The organism is Rhodococcus sp. AQ5-07, assembly GCF_009707305.1.
Lineage (GTDB): Bacteria > Actinomycetota > Actinomycetes > Mycobacteriales > Mycobacteriaceae > Rhodococcus_F > Rhodococcus_F erythropolis.
Map to the genome: position 1 here is coordinate 2,341,258 of NZ_CP046099.1, position 19,887 is coordinate 2,361,144.

Annotated in this window: 20 protein-coding genes and 1 riboswitch; of the genes, 7 read left to right on the forward strand and 13 right to left on the reverse strand. The window is 62.5% G+C overall.

All coding sequences use genetic code 11. The features are described from left to right. Positions 1 to 19 precede the first annotated feature (19 nt). Positions 20 to 1,411 (reverse strand): glycine--tRNA ligase, encoded by a 1,392-nt coding sequence (locus GJB56_RS10735; protein ID WP_113683759.1) that lies wholly within the window; start codon positions 1,409 to 1,411, stop codon positions 20 to 22. Between the two features lie 198 nt (positions 1,412 to 1,609). On the opposite strand from GJB56_RS10735, the gene GJB56_RS10740 reads away from it, so the two are divergent. Both GJB56_RS10740 and GJB56_RS10745 read left to right on the forward strand, forming a co-directional pair. Continuing rightward, the gene (locus GJB56_RS10740) at positions 1,610 to 1,993 is read left to right on the forward strand and encodes an ArsR/SmtB family transcription factor (protein WP_003944457.1); all 384 of its coding nucleotides are present in this window, start codon (positions 1,610 to 1,612) and stop codon (positions 1,991 to 1,993) included. Between the two features lie 11 nt (positions 1,994 to 2,004). Continuing rightward, the gene (locus GJB56_RS10745) at positions 2,005 to 2,436 is read left to right on the forward strand and encodes a Fur family transcriptional regulator (RefSeq protein WP_020908177.1); all 432 of its coding nucleotides are present in this window, start codon (positions 2,005 to 2,007) and stop codon (positions 2,434 to 2,436) included. 5 nt (positions 2,437 to 2,441) lie between these two features. Here GJB56_RS10745 and GJB56_RS10750 read toward each other — a convergent pair whose 3' ends face one another. Genes GJB56_RS10750 through recO form a run of 3 tightly spaced genes read right to left on the reverse strand, consistent with a single transcriptional unit; the run spans position 2,442 to position 4,451 of the window. After that, positions 2,442 to 2,864: a YbjN domain-containing protein gene (locus GJB56_RS10750; RefSeq protein ID WP_019749000.1), complete on the reverse strand. Its 423-nt coding sequence runs from the start codon at positions 2,862 to 2,864 to the stop codon at positions 2,442 to 2,444. Next, positions 2,861 to 3,679 (reverse strand): isoprenyl transferase, encoded by an 819-nt coding sequence (locus GJB56_RS10755; RefSeq protein WP_019749001.1) that lies wholly within the window; start codon positions 3,677 to 3,679, stop codon positions 2,861 to 2,863. The genes GJB56_RS10750 and GJB56_RS10755 overlap by 4 nt, the downstream gene beginning before the upstream one ends. Further along, positions 3,636 to 4,451 carry a DNA repair protein RecO gene (recO, locus tag GJB56_RS10760; protein WP_029255636.1) on the reverse strand — a complete coding sequence of 272 codons (816 nt, stop codon included), beginning with the start codon at positions 4,449 to 4,451 and terminating at the stop codon, positions 3,636 to 3,638. Before recO ends, GJB56_RS10755 begins: the two co-directional genes overlap by 44 nt. A gap of 96 nt (positions 4,452 to 4,547) precedes the next feature. Between recO and GJB56_RS10765 the strand changes: the two genes are divergently transcribed. Beyond that, positions 4,548 to 5,297, forward strand: a complete 750-nt coding sequence (locus tag GJB56_RS10765; RefSeq protein ID WP_113683710.1) for a TetR/AcrR family transcriptional regulator — start codon at positions 4,548 to 4,550, stop codon at positions 5,295 to 5,297. On the opposite strand, the gene GJB56_RS10770 is transcribed toward GJB56_RS10765, so the two are convergent. Beyond that, entirely contained in the window at positions 5,294 to 6,283 is a 990-nt protein-coding gene (locus GJB56_RS10770) for an AurF N-oxygenase family protein (protein WP_019749004.1), read from the reverse strand. The two genes, GJB56_RS10765 and GJB56_RS10770, sit on opposite strands and share 4 nt — an antisense overlap. 103 nt (positions 6,284 to 6,386) lie before the next feature. Next, positions 6,387 to 6,827: a DoxX family protein gene (locus tag GJB56_RS10775; RefSeq protein WP_020908179.1), complete on the reverse strand. Its 441-nt coding sequence runs from the start codon at positions 6,825 to 6,827 to the stop codon at positions 6,387 to 6,389. Positions 6,828 to 6,965: 138 nt separating this feature from the next. Further along, positions 6,966 to 7,059, forward strand: a riboswitch (TPP riboswitch). A 17-nt stretch (positions 7,060 to 7,076) separates the two neighbouring features. On the opposite strand from GJB56_RS10775, the gene GJB56_RS10780 reads away from it, so the two are divergent. Both GJB56_RS10780 and GJB56_RS10785 read left to right on the forward strand, forming a co-directional pair. Next, entirely contained in the window at positions 7,077 to 7,841 is a 765-nt protein-coding gene (locus tag GJB56_RS10780; protein ID WP_046379952.1) for a 3-oxoacyl-ACP reductase, read from the forward strand. Then, positions 7,841 to 9,121, forward strand: coding sequence for an LLM class flavin-dependent oxidoreductase (locus GJB56_RS10785; RefSeq protein WP_019749007.1), 1,281 nt, complete (start codon positions 7,841 to 7,843; stop codon positions 9,119 to 9,121). The genes GJB56_RS10780 and GJB56_RS10785 overlap by 1 nt, the downstream gene beginning before the upstream one ends. Here the strand turns inward: GJB56_RS10785 and dinB are convergent. Further along, the gene (dinB, locus tag GJB56_RS10790) at positions 9,118 to 10,416 is read right to left on the reverse strand and encodes a DNA polymerase IV (protein WP_113683711.1); all 1,299 of its coding nucleotides are present in this window, start codon (positions 10,414 to 10,416) and stop codon (positions 9,118 to 9,120) included. The two genes, GJB56_RS10785 and dinB, sit on opposite strands and share 4 nt — an antisense overlap. Positions 10,417 to 10,537: 121 nt before the next feature. On the opposite strand from dinB, the gene GJB56_RS10795 reads away from it, so the two are divergent. Beyond that, positions 10,538 to 10,999, forward strand: a complete 462-nt coding sequence (locus GJB56_RS10795; RefSeq protein ID WP_020908182.1) for a MarR family winged helix-turn-helix transcriptional regulator — start codon at positions 10,538 to 10,540, stop codon at positions 10,997 to 10,999. Further along, positions 10,996 to 11,976 (forward strand): zinc-binding alcohol dehydrogenase family protein, encoded by a 981-nt coding sequence (locus tag GJB56_RS10800; protein WP_086935701.1) that lies wholly within the window; start codon positions 10,996 to 10,998, stop codon positions 11,974 to 11,976. Before GJB56_RS10795 ends, GJB56_RS10800 begins: the two co-directional genes overlap by 4 nt. Positions 11,977 to 11,999: 23 nt before the next feature. Here the strand turns inward: GJB56_RS10800 and GJB56_RS10805 are convergent, their stop codons facing one another. The 6 genes from GJB56_RS10805 to kdpF are packed head-to-tail and all read right to left on the reverse strand — an operon-like array spanning position 12,000 to position 19,767. Beyond that, a complete protein-coding gene (locus GJB56_RS10805) occupies positions 12,000 to 12,680 on the reverse strand; it encodes a response regulator (RefSeq protein WP_019749011.1) in 681 nt (226 codons plus the stop codon). Then, complete coding sequence (locus tag GJB56_RS10810; RefSeq protein ID WP_020969962.1) at positions 12,677 to 15,217, reverse strand: sensor histidine kinase; 2,541 nt, start codon at positions 15,215 to 15,217, stop codon at positions 12,677 to 12,679. Before GJB56_RS10810 ends, GJB56_RS10805 begins: the two co-directional genes overlap by 4 nt. Before the next feature lie 7 nt (positions 15,218 to 15,224). Then, positions 15,225 to 15,875 (reverse strand): potassium-transporting ATPase subunit C, encoded by a 651-nt coding sequence (locus GJB56_RS10815; protein WP_019749013.1) that lies wholly within the window; start codon positions 15,873 to 15,875, stop codon positions 15,225 to 15,227. Positions 15,876 to 15,881: 6 nt separating this feature from the next. After that, complete coding sequence (gene kdpB, locus GJB56_RS10820) at positions 15,882 to 17,987, reverse strand: potassium-transporting ATPase subunit KdpB (RefSeq protein WP_020969963.1); 2,106 nt, start codon at positions 17,985 to 17,987, stop codon at positions 15,882 to 15,884. Beyond that, positions 17,984 to 19,669, reverse strand: a complete 1,686-nt coding sequence (gene kdpA, locus GJB56_RS10825) for a potassium-transporting ATPase subunit KdpA (protein ID WP_113683712.1) — start codon at positions 19,667 to 19,669, stop codon at positions 17,984 to 17,986. Before kdpA ends, kdpB begins: the two co-directional genes overlap by 4 nt. Then, positions 19,669 to 19,767: a K(+)-transporting ATPase subunit F gene (kdpF, locus tag GJB56_RS10830; protein WP_007731078.1), complete on the reverse strand. Its 99-nt coding sequence runs from the start codon at positions 19,765 to 19,767 to the stop codon at positions 19,669 to 19,671. Before kdpF ends, kdpA begins: the two co-directional genes overlap by 1 nt. Positions 19,768 to 19,887: the final 120 nt, after the last annotated feature.

Genomic DNA, 19,887 nt, shown 5'->3' on the forward strand with positions numbered 1-19,887 from the left:
CCCGTCAGCTTCGAACGAATCAGGAACCGATCAGCCGCGCAGCCAGGTAGCTTTCCACCTGATCGAGGGCGACGCGTTCCTGCGCCATGGAGTCACGCTCACGCACCGTCACAGCCTGATCTTCGAGAGTGTCGAAGTCGACCGTGATGCAGAACGGTGTGCCGATCTCGTCCTGGCGACGGTAACGACGACCGATGGCACCGGCGTCGTCGAACTCGACGTTCCAGTTCTGACGCAACTGCGCCGCAAGATCTTTTGCCTTCGGCGTCAGATCCGCATTGCGCGAGAGCGGCAGCACTGCGGCCTTGACGGGAGCGAGTCGACGATCCAGTCGCAGCACCGTGCGCTTGTCGACGCCGCCCTTGGAGTTGGGAGCCTCGTCCTCGGTGTACGCGTCGACCAGGAAGGCCATCAGCGAACGCGTGAGACCTGCCGCCGGCTCGATGACGTACGGGGTGTACCGCTCACCCGTCGTCTGGTCGTAGTAGTTCAGCTCGGTGCCCGAGTGCTTGGAGTGCGTCGAGAGATCGAAGTCGGTACGGTTCGCGATACCTTCGAGCTCGCCCCATTCGCTGCCCTGGAAGTGGAAGCGGTACTCGATGTCGGTCGTGCCCTTCGAGTAGTGCGAAAGCTTTTCCGGCGCATGCTCGTACAGCCGCAGGTTGTCCTTGTTGATGCCGAGGCCGGTGTACCAGTCCAGGCGGTAGTCGATCCAGTACTGATGCCACTGCTCGTCCTCGCCCGGCTTGACGAAGAATTCCATCTCCATCTGCTCGAACTCGCGGGTGCGGAAGATGAAGTTGCCCGGGGTGATCTCGTTACGGAAGCTCTTGCCGATCTGACCGATGCCGAACGGCGGCTTCTTACGCGAGGTGGTCAGCACGTTGGCGAAGTTGACGAAGATGCCCTGTGCGGTCTCGGGGCGAAGGTAGTGCATGCCCTCTTCGCTCTCGACAGGGCCGAGGTACGTCTTGAGCATCATGTTGAAGTCGCGCGGCTCGGTCCACTGGCCGACGGTGCCGCAATCGGGGCAACCGATGACATCCATCGAGACGTCGTCCGGGTTGTCGAGCTTCTTCTTCTCCGCGTACGCCTCCTGCAGGTGATCCTGACGGTGACGCTTGTGACAGGTGAGGCACTCGACGAGCGGGTCGTTGAAGACACCGACGTGACCGGATGCGACCCACACCTCGCGGGGCAGGATCACCGAGGAGTCGAGGCCGACGACGTCCTCGCGGCTGGTGACCATGTTGCGCCACCACTGACGCTTGATGTTCTCCTTGAGCTCGACACCCAATGGGCCGTAGTCCCATGCGGACTTGGTACCGCCGTAGATCTCACCGCACGGGTAGACCAGGCCTCGCCGCTTGGCGAGATTGACAACGGCTTCGATCTTGGACTTGGGTGCCACTCGATTGCTCTCCATCTGGGTAATAGATGCATGATTTTCGTGCGCTTTTCGCACCATCAGCCTATCTGGCGGCTGCCACGCACTTCCGTCCAAGGTTGACATGCATACTTGTGCATATCAAAATGAAAGTGATTTGCAATAATGTGGTGAGATGGCTATGCCCGGACATCATGATCTACCCCTCGAAGGAGCCTCGCTGTGAGCATTGCGGATACCGGCGATCTCCACAAAAGCCATGATCATTCCGACCTCGGACACACGCACGACCCGTTCGAAGCCGCACCCCCCGCGCCCGTGCCGCCCAAGGAAACTTTGGCGGCCGCCGGCGAAATTCTGCGGGCGCTGGCTGCACCCGTTCGCATCGCGATCGTGCTTCAGCTCCACGAGTCGGAGCGTTGCGTTCACGAACTCGTCGGCGCTCTCGGCGTCACTCAGCCACTCATCAGCCAGCATTTGCGCGTTCTCAAAGCAGCGGGCGTCGTCCGCGGCGAACGCAACGGACGAGAAGTTCTCTATCGACTCGTCGACGATCACCTCGCACACATCGTCGTCGACGCTGTCGCCCACGCCGAAGAAGGATGAGATTCCACCGCATGAACACCCCGGGCAGTACGACCTCGAAACGTGGACCGGCCACCGTCGGCGTTCGTTCCACGAAACAGCGCAGCGCCATCTCCGCCCTTCTCGACGACATCGACGAATTCAAGTCGGCACAGGAACTGCACGACGAACTGCGCAAGCGCGGTGAAGGCATCGGCCTGACCACCGTCTACCGCACGCTGCAGGCACTGTCCGACGCCGGAACCATCGACGTCCTGCGCACCGACACAGGTGAGTCCGTCTACCGACGCTGCTCCTCCGGACACCACCATCACCTGGTGTGCCGCAACTGCGGATTCACCGTCGAGGTCGAGGGCCCGACGGTCGAGCAGTGGTCACAGACCATCGCCGAGGACAACGGTTTCACCGAAGTGAGTCACACCGTCGAGATCTTCGGCACCTGCCGCGACTGCGCCGCCAGCTGACAGCGTCAGGGAATCAAACCCTGACGCGCGGTATCGGCGCCGGTCAGCGCGAGTAGCAACATCGTGGTCAGTGCCTCGTCGTCCAGTCCGGCCGCCGGGAACGTGTATCGCAGGATCACGTCCGCCAGACTGCCGTGGCCGAACACCGCGATCGAACCGAATTGGATGGTCCGGTTCCGCTCGGCCACCTTGCGATGCAGTGCCGCGCTGACCGGTCGGTCCCACGCGAGGACACACGTCATGGACAGCACGTCCAGACCCTCGGACAAATTCATCGCCTGGATCGAGCACAGCGCGCCGGAGTACTGGAAACCAAGCGAGCCGTCCGCAGCCACATCGACCGTCACGAAATGCGCCAGCGAGGCGGCCGCGCGTTCTTGCAGGCGGGCTGCTTCGTCGGTGGTGTCGGTCATGTTCTCCCCTGTCATTTGACGCCACCGAATCTACGGTCGCGTGAGGCGTATTCGACGCAGGCGGCCCAGAGATCGCGGCGGTCGAAATCGGGAAACAGCTTCTCCTGGTACACCATTTCGGCGTAGGCGGATTGCCAGATCAAGAAATTGGATGTCCGCTGTTCCCCCGACGGACGCAGGAAGAGATCGACGTCGGGCATGTCGGGCTCGTCGAGGTACTTGGCAACCGTCGCCTCGGTGATCTTGTCCGGATTGATCTCACCGGCCGCGACACGCTTCGCGATTTCCTTTACCGCATCGGCAATTTCGGCCCGCCCGCCGTAATTCACACACATGGTCAAGTTCATGACTGTGTTGTTCTTGGTCAGTTCTTCGGCGATCTCGAGTTCCTTGATCACACTGGCCCACAGGCGCGGCTTACGACCGGCCCAGCGAACACGCACACCCATTTCGTTCATCTCGTCGCGTCGGCGGCGGATGACGTCACGGTTGAAGCCCATCAGGAATCGAACCTCGTCGGGACTGCGCTTCCAGTTCTCGGTGGAGAAGGCGTAGGCGGAGAGCCACTCGACACCCATCTCGATGCAACCGCAGACGGTATCCATCAGGACAGCTTCACCGCGTTCGTGCCCGGCGGTTCGCGGCAGACCGCGCTCCTGCGCCCACCGTCCGTTGCCGTCCATCACCAACGCGACGTGGCGCGGGATGAGTTCGGTTTGCAGGATCGGCGGGGTCGCCCCGGACGGATGTGGGTCCGGTGGCCGGATCACCCGTTCAGCAGCAGGATCAAGCGGAGTTCGCGGTTCGCGTCGTCGAATCACGGGTTCCATCCTGCCTCACGGGCAAGTCGACCTCGACGGCTGCATGCGGCCTCGAACGCTCGATCAGCGGCAACGTCCGCAATTGACGCTCGAGATGCCACTGCAGGTGTGCCGCGACCAGTCCGCTGGCTTGCGTCCGCAGCGTCGCGGGCGCCGAATCGGTGCCCTCCCACTCCCCTCGGAGCAGGGCTTCCATCAAGTCGAGCACTCCGGGCGACGGCGTCGCAGCACCCGCCGGGCGGCAGTAGGTACAGACGGCTCCGCCTGCGGCGACATGAAATGCACGGTGCGGTCCCGGAGCGCTGCAGCGGGCGCACTCTTCGAGGGCAGGCGCCCAACCCGCATAGCCCATGGCTCGCAACAAGAACGCGTCGAGCACGAACTCGACCGGCCGCGCTTGCTCGGCGATCGCACGCAGTGCTCCCACCGTCAATCGCTGAAGCTGCGGGGCCGGCGCACGTTCCTCGCCGGCCAACCGCTCGGCAGTTTCGAGTACGGCGCAGGCCGTGGTGTACCGACTGTAGTCGTCGACGATGTCAGTGGCGAAGGCATCGACCGTCTGCACCTGAGTGATGATGTCGAGATTCTTGCCCGGAAGTAATTGCACGTCGATGTGAGCAAACGGTTCGAGTCTGGCACCGAATTTGGAGGTGGTCCGGCGGACACCTTTGGCCACGGCACGTACCAACCCGAACTGACGGGTGAGCAACGTGACGATGTGGTCGGCTTCGCCCAGTTTGTGCAGGCGCAGCACCACCGCCGTGTCTCGATACAACCTCACTCGACCAGTGTCCCACGTTGTACCGACGACCGATCCCGATGCCGCGCCCGATGACAAGTCGGAAATACGGCGGGTCCGTCCGGATAGACTGGCCCGATGCCGAGCGACGCAATTGCGCAACCTGTCACTACAGAGTTGACCGGTCGCGAAGCGCGGTGGGAGCGACACAACTCCGAGCGTCAGAAACGGATACTCACCTCGGCTGTCGAACTGATCGAAGAGCGCGCGGCAGGTGCCGAGGTGTCCGTCCAGCAGATCGCCGACCGTGCCGGCCTCGCCAAGTCGGTGGTGTACCGACAATTCAGCGGCCGAGACGACCTCGATCGACGAGTCCGAGCGTTTGTGCTCGGCCAATTTGCGGCGGCCCTGGATGCGTCGATGAGCATTTCGGTAGGCACTCTCGACCAGATCCTGACCCGAACCATCAGCGCCGTCGCCGAGTGGATCACCGAGCATCCGCGGATTCACGAGTTCATGGGTACCGGCCCCACCGACTACGACGACGAGAGCATCGACGCGATCAGCAGCCTGAAGGCGACAATCGCCGACTCGGCCCGCACCACTATCACCGAAGTCGGTCGATCCGTGGGGATCGACTCCTCACCCTTCGATTCACTACCGTTCGCAGTGGTGACAATGGTCGAGGGCACGCTCACCCACTGGGTCCGAAGCACCGATCCGAACCCGAGCCGCGAAGAGATCGTCGCCGACCTCGCGAAATACACCTGGTACATGTTCGACGGCGTTGCCCGCTCGAGCGGGCTACAGATCGATCCCCATGTCGAATTGTCCACGCTCATAGCCGAGCTGGTGTCCTCCGACGGAGGAACTTCGCGGCCGGACTAGATCCGGGTCTTGTCGGAACGCTTCGGCTCGCCGCGGTAGCGGGCGTAGTCGCCGTCGATGCGCAGCTTTCGCCACGCACGCTTCGACACCGGATTCATCAATCCGAGTTCGTCTGCCAGGGCTCGCATTTCACCGAAGTAGTTACCCAGGATGCGGCGTGAATGTGGGCTCCCCCAGAAGGCGCTCTTCATCACCTCGTCCGGGATTCCGAATTCTTCGGCGAATTCCTTTGGCGGTGACATGATTTCGCCCGCGAGCCAACGCATCGTGCCGGGGAAGGCGACCGATGTGATGGCTCGACTCGTACGACTGAGCCTGGGGACGTGATTGCGCAGGAACTCGTGAGCAAACGAGATGTGTCTCGCTTCTTCGGCGATGTGAATCTCCATGGTGCGGAGCATCGCCGGCGGCGTGTCCTTACCCTCGCGGATGAGATCCTTCTGGAAGTGGTCGATCGGTTCTTCACCAGCCAGAATGCCGATGAAGAAGATGACCGGGAACTTTGCTCCCAGCACTCCTATGATCGGCGACAGCCGCCGGAACATCGGTCGCATACCTGGTACGTCGATGTCCATACGATTGACGAGCTCTTGGAACATCTGGATGTGATTGCACTCTTCGGTCATCTCGTGCAGGCAGTACCGGAACTCAGGCGACTGGTTGGGTAGCGCCATGATGTATTGCAGCATTCCCCTGATCAAGATGCTCTCGAATGCCGAACCCACCTTGGTCACATTCGCCTGACGCCACATTCCCATGGCGATTCGACGCTCCAACGACTGATCCTGATACCACTGCGTCGCTCCGAGCGGATCCGACACGGATGAGAGTACCCACCTCGGATCATGCGGATCGATCGCGAACTCTGGTGAATCCCAGTCGATGTCGAGATAGGGATCGAAACTGCGGGCAACTGAGCCCTCGGACAAAGTCTGCAGTACCTGGCGGTACGGCTTTTCCACTTCGATCGACGCTGACCGAGCCATCGGTGTCTCCTCACGGCCAGTCCGTCGATTGGAGTCGACGGACTTGAATGAGGTCAAACATAATGGGACACCGCGTCCCACGCAACCCTTCAGGGGCCTGATTTCAGGCCCGCCGCACCGGGATGATCTCGCGAACCTTCTCGTCTCGGAGATACAGACCCGCCCACATGACGATTCCGGTATAGACGGCAAACAGCGTCGTGCTCAGCAGAGGCTGTTCCGCTCGAAGGTTGGTCAACACGGCTCCACCCAGGTAACCGGTGAGCAGAATCGCGCCGAGTATCGACGTTCGCGGAATCACGTACAGCGCAAGGCAGATCAGTTGCACCACCCCGGCCGTCAATGCCAGCGAGTCCGGCAACCCAAGTTCGGCGGAGGCGTCCTTGACGGTCTGAAGGTTGAGAATGTGAATGATGCCGTCGAAGAGCATGAAAACGACGAACAGCCCACTCAGGACGTATCCGACCTTGCGAGCCGTGGCCGAAGGTGTCGTCGTCGTGGCGTTACCGGAAACAGTTTCGTTGTGGACGGGCTGGGTGGTCATCGGAATCTCCTGGGGCGAAGGCGAGCGGCCGGTTGCCACTTCGCTTGCAATTACGACTCCCGAGCGATCGAAAACTCATCGCGCCGGCCGTTACTACGCACCCGGCGTTCAGGACGATTCACCTCACGTGGTCTGATGGACGGTGACACGGGGTGCCGAAAAAGTCGGCTGAGATCAGACCCGATGAACCTGACCAGTTAGCACTGGCGGAGGGATGTCGACATGACCGAACAGCAATTTCAGCGCGCATTGAACCTCGACGAGCAGATCGTTCTGATCACCGGTGGCGCCCGCGGGCTCGGCGCCGCACTGAGCCGAGCATTCTCCCGCTCGGGCGCCCGCGTAATCGTGAACTACAACAAGAGCCGCGATGCCGCCGAGGCCCTGGTCGCCGAACTGGGTGAGGATCGCACCTTCGCAGTCCAGGCGGACGTGACGGACCGCAGTTCCGTCGACCAGTTGTTCTCCGCTGCACGCGAGAGATTCGACGCACCGATCTCGACCGTGGTCGACAATGCACTGGTCGACTTCTCGTTCAACGGCGATGCCCGGCCGAACGCGGACACGATCACCTGGGCCGACTTCGACTCTCAACTACGCGGAGCTGTTGCCGGAACACTCAATACCACCCAGGCAGCGCTACCAGGCATGCGCGAACTCGGCTTCGGCCGAATCATCACTGTCGGAACCAATCTGGTCCAGAATCCGGTAGTTCCTTACCACGACTACACCGCTGCCAAGGCCGCACTGTTGGCACTGACACGGACGCTGTCCGCCGACCTCGGTCCGGACGGGATCACAGTCAACATGGTCTCCGGCGGCTTGCTCCGCACCACCGATGCGAGTGCCGCGACACCGGAAGCCGTGTTCGACATGATCGCGGCAAGCACTCCCCTGCGCCGAGTCACGACGCCGGACGAATTTGCCGACGCTGCACTCTTTTTCGCCTCCCCATGGTCGCGGGCCGTGACCGGCCAGAATCTGGTTGTCGACGGCGGACTCGTCAAGAACTGATGGGCGCACAGCTACGGATAGGTGCGTTCCTGCTCGGTTGCGGGCATCACAGTGCGGCGTGGCGACACCGCGACTCACCGGTCGAAAGTCTCGGCGACATCACGTATTACGAGTCGCTCGCCCAGATCGCCGAACGCGGCAAGCTGGACGCCGTTTTCTTCGCTGACGGTCACAGTGTTCGAGAACCCGAGTCTGGTGCGTCGTGGTTTCTCGAACCGATCACCGCGTTGACAGCCATGGCACGAGCGACGGCGAACGTCGGCCTGGTCACCACCATCTCCACGACCTTTTACACGCCATTCCACGCGGCACGACTTTTGGCATCGCTCGACCACATCAGCGGCGGACGGGCCGGATGGAACGTCGTGACCTCGATGTTCGACCAGGAGGCGCGCAACCACGGACTCGAGGCGATGCCCGATCACGCATCCCGATATGAACGAGCCGACGAATTTGTCGAAGTGGCCCTCGCATTGTGGGATTCGTGGTCGGAAGACGCGCTGATCCTCGACCGGGCGGGACGTTTTGCCGACGCAGGCAAGATTTCTCGCATCGATCACGACGGCAAGCATTTTCGTGTCGACGGCCCGTTGACGGTTCCTCGATCCCCGCAGGGCAGACCGGTTTTGTTTCAGGCCGGGGCGTCCGAGCAGGGTCGCGATCTGGCTGCGCAGCGCGCCGAGGCGATCTATTCAGTTGCCTACGACCTACCCAGCGCGCAGAGCTACTACGCGGACGTGAAGTCGAGAATCGAGCGCGCCGGCCGGGATTCGAACTCGGTCGCCGTCATGCCGGGGCTGGTCACCTACGTCGGAAGTACTGTCGCCGAGGCGCGGGCCAAGAAGGCCGAACTTGATCGCCTGCTGCCCACCGAACAGTCGATACGCCAACTCTCGTTGTTCACCGGACAGGATTGCGAGGACTGGGATCTCGACGGGCCCGTGCCCCCGTTGCCTCCACTCGAAGCATTCAGCGGGCCGCAAGGACGCTACGCAACTATTCTGCGGATCGTCGAGAAGGACGCACCGACTGTGCGGGAACTCCTCGGGACGCTCGCTGCGGGTGGTGGCCACGCAACGATGATCGGCACACCGGAGTCGATTGCCGACGAGATGGAATCCTGGTTGAACGGCCGCGGTGCCGACGGTTTCAATCTGATGCCGCCGACCTATCCGCAGGGCCTGGAAGATTTTGTCGATCACGTGATTCCAGTGCTGCAGGCGCGTGGGTTGTTCCGACGCGAATACGAGGGAGCGACTCTGCGAGAAAACCTCACCTAGTCCGGCAGTAGCGGCACCGACAGGTCCGGATCGCGTCCCAGGAGCACTCCCCTCGTGAGAGCCGCCGAGCCGAACTTCTTCCGGACGCTGTCCATCGCCGAGTCGAGGGCGGCAGTGTCCGGACCCGCGAATCCTGGACCGTCGAAGGGCAATTCGAGTTGTTCGGCGCCGTCCCGATCCAGGTTGGAGACAGCGACACCGATCAACGTGATGCCCTTGTCCGCGATCATCGGTACCGCTTCGTCCAGCAGCACCATCGAGGCGTTCAGCAATTCCGCTGTGTCGGCGGTGGACCGGCGCAGCGTGTGAGATCGAGTTGCCCGCGTGAAATCCGCGAAGCGAAGCCGGAGCGTGACCGTGCGCCCCGTCCGCTGCGCCGAACGCATGCGTCGACTGACACGGTCGACAAGGGACATCAACGACGCATCGAGTTCTGCGCGGGAATGGGATCCGCGACCAAGCGCATGCTGAGCACCCATCGAACTGCGGCCACGATAGGCGCGGACGGGGCGCGGATCTCGATTGTGCGAGAGCGCGTAGAGATGGCGACCGGCGCCGCCCCCGAGAATCGAGACGATCGAGGATTCGTCGTGCCGAGCGATGTCACCCACCGTCACGATGTCGAAGTTTCGCAACTTGTGGGCCGTGATCTTGCCGACGCCCCACAGCTTCTCGACCGGCAACGGATGCAGGAATTCGGTCTCGCCCTCCGGCGGCACTCGCAGCAATCCGTCGGGTTTCGCGAATGCACTCGCGACCTTGGCCAGGAACTTGGTGCGTGCGATCCCGACCGTGATCGGTAGTCCGACCTGCTCAGCCACATCGCGTCTGAGGTTGGCCCCGATCTGCAGCGGGTTTCCCACGATTTTGGCGAGCCCGCCGACCTCGAGAAAGGCCTCGTCTATGGAGATTCCTTCGACCAGCGGCGACGTGTCGTGAAAGACGTCGAACACGTCTTTGCTCGCCTGCGAGTACGCCGACATTCGCGGGGGAACGACGATCGCCTGGGGACACAGTGATCGAGCCTGACCACCACTCATCGCAGTTCGAACCCCGAATGCCTTGGCCTCGTAGCTTGCCGCCAGGACCACTCCACCACCGACGATGACCGGCCTGCCCGCCAGAGTCGGGTCGTCACGTTGCTCGACCGATGCGTAGAACGAATCGAGGTCCGCATGGAGGATCGTTGCGTCACCCGTAGGTCGACTACCCCCAGAATGATTACCGCCAGAACGAGCACCGCCAGGGTGATTACCTGGCGTTTCTCGATCCAGCGGTTCATGCGACACGAACATATGTTCCCATGCGCCACCGACACAACGAAAGGCCGCAAATAGATTCCATGGAATTAATCGCGAATCGGGCGTACGGTGAACGAATGATTCCACGGAATGCATATCGGTTCGGGGTCTGCTCATGACGGGGTCGGACCTGAGCGGTCACTTCGACAACCTCGTCCGCTTCGAAACCGAACTGTGGACGGCCGTCGACCAGCGACTCCGAATCGAGCACGACCTGCCACTGAGTCGATTCGAACCGATGCAGATCATCGACAGGCTAGGTTCCTGTCGGGTCTTCGACATTGCCGAAGCCCTCGCGATCACCGTCGGTGGCACGAGCAAATTGGTGGATCGGATCGAGTCCTCGGGGCACTGCCGTCGACAATCCAATCCCGCCGACAAACGATCCTCACTCATCGCGTTGACCCCCGACGGCATTGGCCTGTTGCAGCGGGCGAAGTCCACGTTCGACGACGAACTGGCACGCCGTCTCGGTTCCGCGCTGACGCCCGAGGCTCTCGATCGGTTCGGCGCCACACTGGCCACGCTGCGCGAAGCCAACCGTCGACTGACACTCATCACCAAGGAGAAAGCATGACCGACACAATGCGCGCAATCGTGCTCGACGCCCCCGGCCCGCCAGAAGCATTGACGATCAAGGAGATTCCCATACCGGCGCCTACCACCGGCTGGGTACTCATCCGTGTGAAGGCCTTCGGTCTCAATCGATCCGAACTGCACACCCGCCTCGGCCTCGCCGAAGGCGTGACGTTCCCGCGGGTGCTGGGCATCGAGGCCGTCGGCGAAGTGGTGAACTGCCCCGGCGGGGAGTTGACCGAAGGGCAGCAGGTCGCCGCCATGATGGGCGGGATGGGTCGGGTCTTCGACGGCGGATATGCCGAGTACACGTGCGTTCCCGTCAGCCAGGTCGTTCCCTTCTCCAGCAAACTGGACTGGTCGACAGTGGGAGCTGTTCCCGAGATGCTGCAGACGTCGTACGGCTCTCTGACGGTGGGACTGGATGCGAAATCCGGTCAATCCCTACTGATTCGAGGCGGAACCTCCTCGGTCGGCATGGCAACCGCAGTCCTGGCGAAGCAGTGGGGGCTCACGGTCCTTGCGACCACCCGCGATGCGAGCAAGACGTCATCGTTGACCGCGATCGGGGTCGACCACGTTGTCCTCGACGACGGTGCCGTGGCAGGCCAGGTGCGAGACATTTTCCCGGACGGTGTTGATCTGGCTCTCGAATTAGTCGGAACACCAACACTTCCCGACACGTTGCGCGCCACTCGCGTTCACGGGACCGTGTGTTTCACGGGCATGTTGTCCAACGAGTGGACAGTCAAGGACTTCTATCCGATCGACTACATTCCACGCGGAGTGCGATTGACCTCGTACGGCGGGGACGCGTCCGACCTGCCTGCCGACGTACTGCAAGACTTCCTCTCCGCTGTCGCGTCAGGCGAGGCGGTGGTACCGATCGACGAGGTGTTCGCGTTCGAGGACATCGCGCAAGCACATGCCAAGATGGAAGCCGGTACGGCTCGTGGCAAATTGGTGGTGATGATCTGACCTGGTTTCTCACACCTGGTTTCTCACACCACGAATCGATAACCCATCCCCGCCTCGGTGATCAGATGCTTGGGGTTGGCCGGGTCGTCCTCGAGCTTGCGACGAAGTTGAGCCAGGTAGACACGCAGATAGTGAGTCTCGGTGTCGTAAGCCGGTCCCCACACCTCCCGAAGCAATTCCTTCTGCCCGACCAGCTTTCCGCGGTTGCGCACAAGCATCTCGAGCATGCCCCACTCGGTCGGAGTCAGGTGCACCTGTTCACCGCGCCGGCTCACCGTTTTGGCAGCCAAGTCCACCGTGAACGACGCGGTCTCGACCGACGGTTCCGAGGTATCGGCCGCCGAGGTTCCACGCCTCGCCGCTGCGCGCACGCGGGCCAGAAACTCGTCCATCCCGAAGGGCTTGGTGACGTAATCGTCGGCACCGGCATCGAGGGCCTCGACTTTGTCCGCGGAGTCGGTGCGCGCCGACAGCACGATGACCGGCGCCGTGCACCAGCCACGCAGGCCTGCAAGTACTTCGGTGCCGTCCATGTCCGGCAGTCCGAGATCGAGAATCACCACGTCCGGCGGCCGTTCCGCTGCAGCGCGCAGGGCCCCTGCTCCGGTGGACGCCGTCACCACGTCATATCCACGCACAGTGAGGTTGATGCGTAGTGCCCGCAAGATCTGCGGTTCGTCGTCGACAACCAGTATCCGGCTCATGACTCGCTTCCATTCGTTCCTGCACCGGCCAGTTCGACCATCATCGTCAACCCACCGCCCGGAGTGTCGGTGGCACTGACCGTTCCGCCCATCGCGTCGACAAATCCGCGCACCACGGACAGCCCGAGTCCGACGCCGCCCGTGTTGTCGCGATCCCCCATTCGCTGAAACGGCTCGAACATCGATTCGGCTTCACCACGGGGTACACCGGGGCCGGTATCTGCGACGGTGATGACGGTGCGGTCTCCGACGCGTGCTGCTCCCACTCGCACCGGTGTTGTGCCGCCGTACCGCAATGCGTTGTCGACGAGGTTGGCGATCACTCTCTCGAGCAAACCCTGATCGGCCTGCACGGCAACAGTACCCACGTCGACGATCACACTGTGAGACCGGGAGTCCGACCGGCCGCCGATGCCTAATCCCAGCAACGCCCGGTGAACAACTTCGTCGAGGTACACCGCCCGCAACGTCGGCTTGACCACTCCCGCAGCCAGTCTGGACGAATCAAGAAGGTTGCCGACCAGCGCGGTCAACTGATCCGCAGACTCCTCGATGGTGGCCAGTAGTTCTGCCGTGTCCTCAGGTGAGAACTCGATGTCGTCGCTGCGCAAGCTCGACACAGCAGCCTTCACGCCGGCGAGCGGTGTCCGAAGGTCATGGCTCACAGCCGAAAGCAATGCTCGGCGCAGTTGATCAGCCTCGGTCAATGCAGCCGCCTTGCTCGCTTCGACCGTGAGCTTGTCCTGACGGATCATGCCGACCGCCTGGTGCGCGACAACGGTCAACACCCGACGATCACGCGCACTCAACTCCGGCCCCGACAGCATCAGTGCGTATTCGCCGTCGTTCACCTCGCATACGGAATCCGCATCAGCTTCACGTGCCGGCGGTTCTGCACCCACGGCCGCGACTACGCCATCCTCATGATGCACCACCGAAACCCCACGTTGACGGTAGATTTCACGAGCTTTCTCGAGCAGCGTGGACAGGTCAGCACCGCGGAGAACCGACCCCGCAAACAGTGTCAGAAGTTCCGCTTCCTCCGAAGCACGCTTCGCTTCCCGAGCCTTTTTGGCGGCAGCGTCCACCAGAACGGCCACTGCCACAGCCACTATCAGCAGCACCACCGTCGTGATGAAGTTGTCGGGTTCGGCGATCGTGAAGCTGTACCTGGGGTCGGTGAAGAAGTAATTGAGCAGCAGTCCCGATAGCAGAGCAGACAGCATTGCCGGCCCGACACCACCGAGCAGCGCGACCAGAACCACCACCACGAAGAACAACGCGTTTTCACCCTGCACGCCGGAGATCCGGTCGATCAGACCCATGAGTCCGGCTGCGGCCGTCGGAACCACCACTGCCGCAATCCACGACAGCAAGCGGTACTCGGATCGGCCGAACAGCGAGATCCGCCGACGGACAGTCGTTTCCTCATGGGTGACCATGTGAACGTCGATGCCGCCGGACTGCTGAACCACCGCGGCGCCGATCCCCTCGTCGAGGATGCGCGCCAGCCGAGAACGTCGAGACGTTCCCAGAACCAACTGTGTGGCGTTCTCCTCGCGGGCGAATTCGAGAAGCGTCGACGGTACGTCGTCACCGACAACGGTGTGAAGCGTGGCGCCGACCCCGACGGCCAACGCGCGCACCTTGCCCATCTCCGGAGCCGAGACGCCGGTGAGTCCGTCACCGCGCACGACGTGGACCACCATCAGCTCGGCACTCGATTTCGACGCGATACGGGATGCGCGTCGTACCAGCGTTTCCGACTCCGGTCCCCCGGTCACGGCAACGACGACACGCTCGCGCGCCTCCCAGGTATCGGTGATCTTGTTCTCGGCCCGGTACTTCGCCAGGGCGGCGTCCACCTGATCGGCCACCCACAGCAGAGCCAGTTCGCGTAGCGCCGTGAGGTTTCCGCGTCTGAAGTAGTTACCCAATGCCGCATCGACACGCTCCGGCGAATACACGTTTCCGTGAGAAAGTCTGCGGCGCAGCGCCTCCGGAGTGATGTCGACCAACTCGACCTGCGCCGCACTACGCACTATCGCGTCCGGAACCGTCTCCTGCTGAACCACGCCGGTGATGTGCGCGACAACGTCGTTGAGGCTTTCGAGGTGTTGCACGTTGACCGTGGACAGGACGTCGATCCCGGCTTCGAGCAGTTCCTGTACGTCCTGCCAGCGCTTGTGATTCTCACTCCCCGGCGTGTTGGTGTGTGCCAACTCGTCCACGAGGACAAGGGCCGGCCGCCGAGCCAACACCGCCTCGACGTCCAGTTCCGGCATCCGTGTTCCGCGATAGTCCACCAGCTTCGGCGGAATGATCTCGAGGTCACCGATCTGCGCCGCGGTGCGGGCGCGGCCGTGTGTCTCCACAACGGCCGCGACCACGTCACAGCCACGATCTCGACGTCGATGAGCCTCACCGAGCATCGCGAAGGTCTTTCCGACGCCGGGGGCAGCGCCGAGGTAGATACGCAATTCACCACGTTTGCGTGCCCTACCGAAAGATTGACCGACCTTCTCCGAAGAACTCACGTGACAATCATCCACCAGTCGTCGGCGCAGCACACGTAGGTGCCGTCAATCCGAGTGCCAGGTTCAATTCCAGGACGTTGACTCGCTCGGCTCCGAGAAATCCGAGTTGCCGACCGTCGGTGTGCTCAGCCACCAAGTCCCGCACCTGGTCTTCCGAGATGCCGTTGTTCGCCGCCACCCTCGCGACCTGCAGTTCGGCGTACGCCGGACTGATGTGGGGATCGATACCCGAGCCCGAACCGGTGACTGCGTCGACGGGAACCGATGCCGGGTCGACGCCCTCACGCGCCGCGATGGCTGCCCGGCGCTCGATGATGAATCCGGCCAGAATCTCGCTGCTCGGCCCCTGGTTGGACGGCAGTGCCGCAGCCGGATCACCGGTGGCAAAAGGATCCTCGTCCGAAACGGATCCGACAACGCGGTTGTGGAAGAACGGGTCCTGCTGCCCTTCGGCAACCTGCGGATCAACACCCACCCAGGCACTGCCGACCACGCAACCGGCGGCATCAGTGACCGGTGAGCCTTCGGCAGATCCGGAGCTGATCCGGCTGACCCCCCACACCGCGGCGGGATAGATCACACCGAGAACGACCGTGAGTGCAAGTAATACGAGCAAACCCGCCCACACCTGTTTGGCAAAACCGATAGTGAAACGCATGTCAGGTCACCCAATTCCAGGAATCAAACGCACGACGAGATCGATCAACCAGATACCGACGAACGGTGTGATCACACCGCCGAGACCGTAGACGAGCAGGTTACGTCCGAGCAACTGCGATGCTGTCGACGGGCGGTATCGAACACCCTTGAGCGCCAACGGAATCAACCCGATGATCACCAAGGCGTTGAAGATCACGGCCGAGACGATCGCCGATTCGGGGGTGGCGAGCCGCATGATGTTCAACGCGTCCAGCTGCGGGTAGATGCCGCTGAACAATGCCGGCAGGATTGCGAAGTACTTCGCCAAGTCGTTCGCCAACGAGAATGTGGTCAAGGCGCCGCGGGTGATCAGCAATTGCTTGCCGATTTCCACTACCTCGATCAGCTTGGTGGGATCGGAATCGAGATCGACCATGTTCCCGGCCTCTTTGGCTGCCGAGGTTCCCGTGTTCATCGCGACCCCGACATCCGCCTGGGCAAGGGCGGGCGCATCATTGGTCCCGTCACCGGTCATCGCGACGAGACGTCCGCCTTCCTGCTCCTTCCGGATCAGGGCCAGTTTGTCTTCCGGGGTGGCCTCCGCCATGAAGTCGTCGACGCCCGCCTCATCGGCAATCGCCTTCGCGGTCAACGGATTGTCGCCGGTGATCATGATCGTGCGAATACCCATCGCCCGGAGTTCGGCGAACCTGTCAGCCATTCCCGGCTTGACGACGTCGGACAACGCGATCACGCCGAGGATCGAGGTGCTCTCACCGTGCTTGACGGCAACTACCAGTGGTGTTCCGCCGGCTTGGGCGATGTCGTTCACGGTATCGGTCACCGCGGTCTCTGCATGTCCACCGCCACTGACGACCCAGTTCATCACCGCATCTGCTGCACCCTTTCGGATTTGGCGTCCGGAGTGGTCGAGTCCGCTCATCCGCGTTTGTGCCGTGAAGGGAACGAACTCGGCGCGTTCCTCGTCGAGCGTCGGTTCGGCCGCGAGAGAGAACTCTGCTGCGCACAACTCGACGATGCTCCGTCCCTCGGGAGTTCCGTCAGCCAGGCTCGACAAGCGCGCTGCCGCAGCAAGATCGTCGGCGGATACGCCGGGTGCCGGGTGGAGCGCGGTCGCCCGGCGGTTGCCGAAGGTGATGGTTCCGGTCTTGTCCATCAACAGGGTGTCGATGTCGCCCGCAGCTTCCACGGCACGCCCCGACATCGCGAGAACGTTGCGCTGGACGAGGCGGTCCATGCCCGCGATACCGATTGCCGAGAGCAGCGCTCCGATGGTCGTCGGGATCAGGCAGACGAGGAGTGCGATCAGCTTGATCGGATCCTGCTCGTGCCCCGCGTACAAGCCCATCGGGCCGATGGCTACGACGGCGAGGAGGAAGATGACCGTCAACGACGCGAGCAGGATGTTGAGCGCAATCTCGTTGGGTGTCTTCTGACGCGAGGCGCCTTCGACGAGCGCGATCATCCGGTCCACGAACGAACTGCCCGGTGCTGCGGTGATTTCCACGACGATCCGGTCGGAGAGAACCGTCGTACCACCGGTGACGGCGCAGCGGTCGCCACCGGATTCACGGACTACCGGGGCGGATTCACCGGTGATCGCCGATTCGTCCACGGAGGCAATACCTTCGACCACGTCGCCGTCGCCGGGGATGACCTCGCCGGCAACCACGATCACCCGGTCGCCGACCACCAGTTCGGTGCCGGAAACCGATTCGATCGCGCCGCTCATCGTGATCCGATGTGCTGTGGTGTCCTGCTTGACCTTGCGCAGGCTGGCCGCCTGAGCCTTGCCTCGCCCTTCGGCCACGGATTCGGCGAGGTTCGCGAAGATCACCGTGAACCAGAGCCACAGGGTGATCACCCATGAGAACACCGAGGGATCGGCGATCGCCATGACGGTGGTGATGACGGAACCGACGAACACCACGAACATGACCGGGTTACGCGCCAAGTGGCGTGGATCGAGTTTGCGTACGGCCCCCGGCAACGCGGTGATCATCTGCCGCGGGTTGAATACGCCTGCGTGTACTTGACGGGACTGCCCTGGATCAACCTTGTCGGCAGCGTCTTGCGCTACCACGGGTTTCTCACTGATACGCACGGTCATTGAAGAGCCTCCGCTAGCGGGCCCAGCGCGAGGGCCGGGAAGAATGTAAGTGCAGCAACAAGAACGACGGTTCCGGTCAACAGGCCGGTGAACATCGGACCGGATGTGGGGAGGGTGCCGGCCGTCGGCGCCACCTTCTTCTGAGAGGCCAGCGCACCGGCCAGAGCGAGAACGAAGATGATGGGCAGGAATCGGCCCAGAAGCATGCAGATTCCGAGAGACGACTGGAACCAGTCGCTGGTGACGGTCAGACCGCCGAACGCGCTGCCGTTGTTGTTCGAGGCGGAAGCGAAAGCGTAGAGCACCTCGCTGAACCCGTGGATCGATCCCGGCGTGCCCGGATCTCCCCCGTTGCCTTGATAACCGGTGGTCGAACCAAGGATCACGGTGATGGCGGTACCGATCAGGACCAGTGCGGGCATGACCAGGATCGACAGCGCCGCAAGGGTTATCTCGCGTCGACCCAACTTCTTGCCGAGGTATTCGGGCGTGCGACCGACCAACAGTCCGCCGACGAACACTGCGATCAGCGCCAGCACGAGAATCCCGTAGAGGCCGGTTCCGACTCCGCCCGGCGCGATTTCGCCGAGCAACATGTTGAGCAGGACCGCGCCGCCGCCGAGGGGCGACATGCTGTCGTGGGCCGAGTTCACCGCACCCGTCGACGTTCCCGTGGTCGCCACCGCGAACAATGCCGATCCGGGGATTCCGAAGCGAACTTCCTTGCCCTCCATCATCGAACCAGCTGCTGTGGCGGCAACACCGCGTGCGCCGGATTCGGCAGCGAGCGTCACCGCGAGCAGTCCGCTCCACAGGATTCCCATCACTGCGAGCAGGGTGAGGCCTTGCCTACGATCACCGACGAGAGTTCCGAATGTTCGTGTGAGGCAGACCGGAATCAACAGGATCGCCAGAATCTCGACGATATTGCTCAGCGGGGTGGGGTTCTCGAACGGGTGCGCCGAGTTGGCAGCCAAGATCCCGCCGCCGTTCGTGCCGAGTTCCTTGATCGCTTCCTGGGACGCGACGGGAGCTAGTGCATTGGTCACCGCATTGCCGTCGAGGCCGGTGGAGGCGAAACCGTTGTGGAACGACTGAATCACTCCCTGGCTCAACAGGATCAGGGCGATCACGAAGGAGAACGGGAGGAGGATGCGCAGAGAACCACGCGTCAGATCGACCCAGAAGTTGCCGATCTCGCCGCCCCGGGCAACCCGAATGAAGCCACGAACCAATGCGATGGCCACCGCCATCCCGACTGCGGCAGAGACGAAGTTCTGCACCGCCAGGCCGACGGGCTGCACGAAGTTGCTCATCGTCGTTTCCGGCGTGTACGACTGCCAGTTCGTGTTCGCCACAAAGGAAATCGCGGTGTTGAAGGCAACGGCAGGGCTGACGCCGGACAGTCCGTCACTCAGCGGTAGTACACCCTGAATCCGTTGGAGAAAGTACAAGAACAATGCGCTCGCCAACGAGAATCCGAGAACGCTTGCGGCGTAGCCGTACCACGTCTGCTCGGCCCGCGAGTCGATCCGGCCGACGCGGTAGATCACACTCTCGACCCGCAGATCCCGCGTCGACGAGTAAACGCGTGCCATGTAGTCGCCCACCGGAACGTAGGCAATTGCCAGAACGGCGAGGACAAAAGCGATCTGCAGGCCGGCTGCAAGAGCGGGCGACATCAGAACCTCTCAGGATCTACGAGTGCAACGAGCAGATAAATGACCAATGCCGCGGCGACGGCGATCAGAACCACGCTGACCACACCGGCAACCGTCATTTGGGAGCGCTCGCCTGTAGGGCGCGCAGCACCAGCGCGCACACGAGAAAACCACCGAGAATCAGAGCAACGTAGGCCAGATCGGCCATGAGCTTCCCTCTTCGAAATCTTTTGCCGTGC

Bases quoted from the DNA above. Each gene is read 5' to 3' on its own strand.
- kdpF (WP_007731078.1), bottom strand. From the start codon at position 19,767: ATGACGGTTGCCGGTGTGGTCAGCGTGGTTCTGATCGCCGTCGCCGCG.
- kdpA (WP_113683712.1), bottom strand. From the start codon at position 19,669: ATGTCGCCCGCTCTTGCAGCCGGCCTGCAGATCGCTTTTGTCCTCGCC.
- GJB56_RS10805 (WP_019749011.1), bottom strand. From the start codon at position 12,680: ATGAGCCGGATACTGGTTGTCGACGACGAACCGCAGATCTTGCGGGCA.
- GJB56_RS10745 (WP_020908177.1), top strand. From the start codon at position 2,005: ATGAACACCCCGGGCAGTACGACCTCGAAACGTGGACCGGCCACCGTC.
- GJB56_RS10770 (WP_019749004.1), bottom strand. From the start codon at position 6,283: ATGGCTCGGTCAGCGTCGATCGAAGTGGAAAAGCCGTACCGCCAGGTA.
- kdpB (WP_020969963.1), bottom strand. From the start codon at position 17,987: ATGACCGTGCGTATCAGTGAGAAACCCGTGGTAGCGCAAGACGCTGCC.
- GJB56_RS10775 (WP_020908179.1), bottom strand. From the start codon at position 6,827: ATGACCACCCAGCCCGTCCACAACGAAACTGTTTCCGGTAACGCCACG.
- GJB56_RS10750 (WP_019749000.1), bottom strand. From the start codon at position 2,864: ATGACAGGGGAGAACATGACCGACACCACCGACGAAGCAGCCCGCCTG.
- dinB (WP_113683711.1), bottom strand. From the start codon at position 10,416: ATGTTCGTGTCGCATGAACCGCTGGATCGAGAAACGCCAGGTAATCAC.
- GJB56_RS10765 (WP_113683710.1), top strand. From the start codon at position 4,548: ATGCCGAGCGACGCAATTGCGCAACCTGTCACTACAGAGTTGACCGGT.
- GJB56_RS10795 (WP_020908182.1), top strand. From the start codon at position 10,538: ATGACGGGGTCGGACCTGAGCGGTCACTTCGACAACCTCGTCCGCTTC.
- GJB56_RS10815 (WP_019749013.1), bottom strand. From the start codon at position 15,875: ATGCGTTTCACTATCGGTTTTGCCAAACAGGTGTGGGCGGGTTTGCTC.
- GJB56_RS10800 (WP_086935701.1), top strand. From the start codon at position 10,996: ATGACCGACACAATGCGCGCAATCGTGCTCGACGCCCCCGGCCCGCCA.
- GJB56_RS10755 (WP_019749001.1), bottom strand. From the start codon at position 3,679: ATGGAACCCGTGATTCGACGACGCGAACCGCGAACTCCGCTTGATCCT.
- GJB56_RS10785 (WP_019749007.1), top strand. From the start codon at position 7,841: ATGGGCGCACAGCTACGGATAGGTGCGTTCCTGCTCGGTTGCGGGCAT.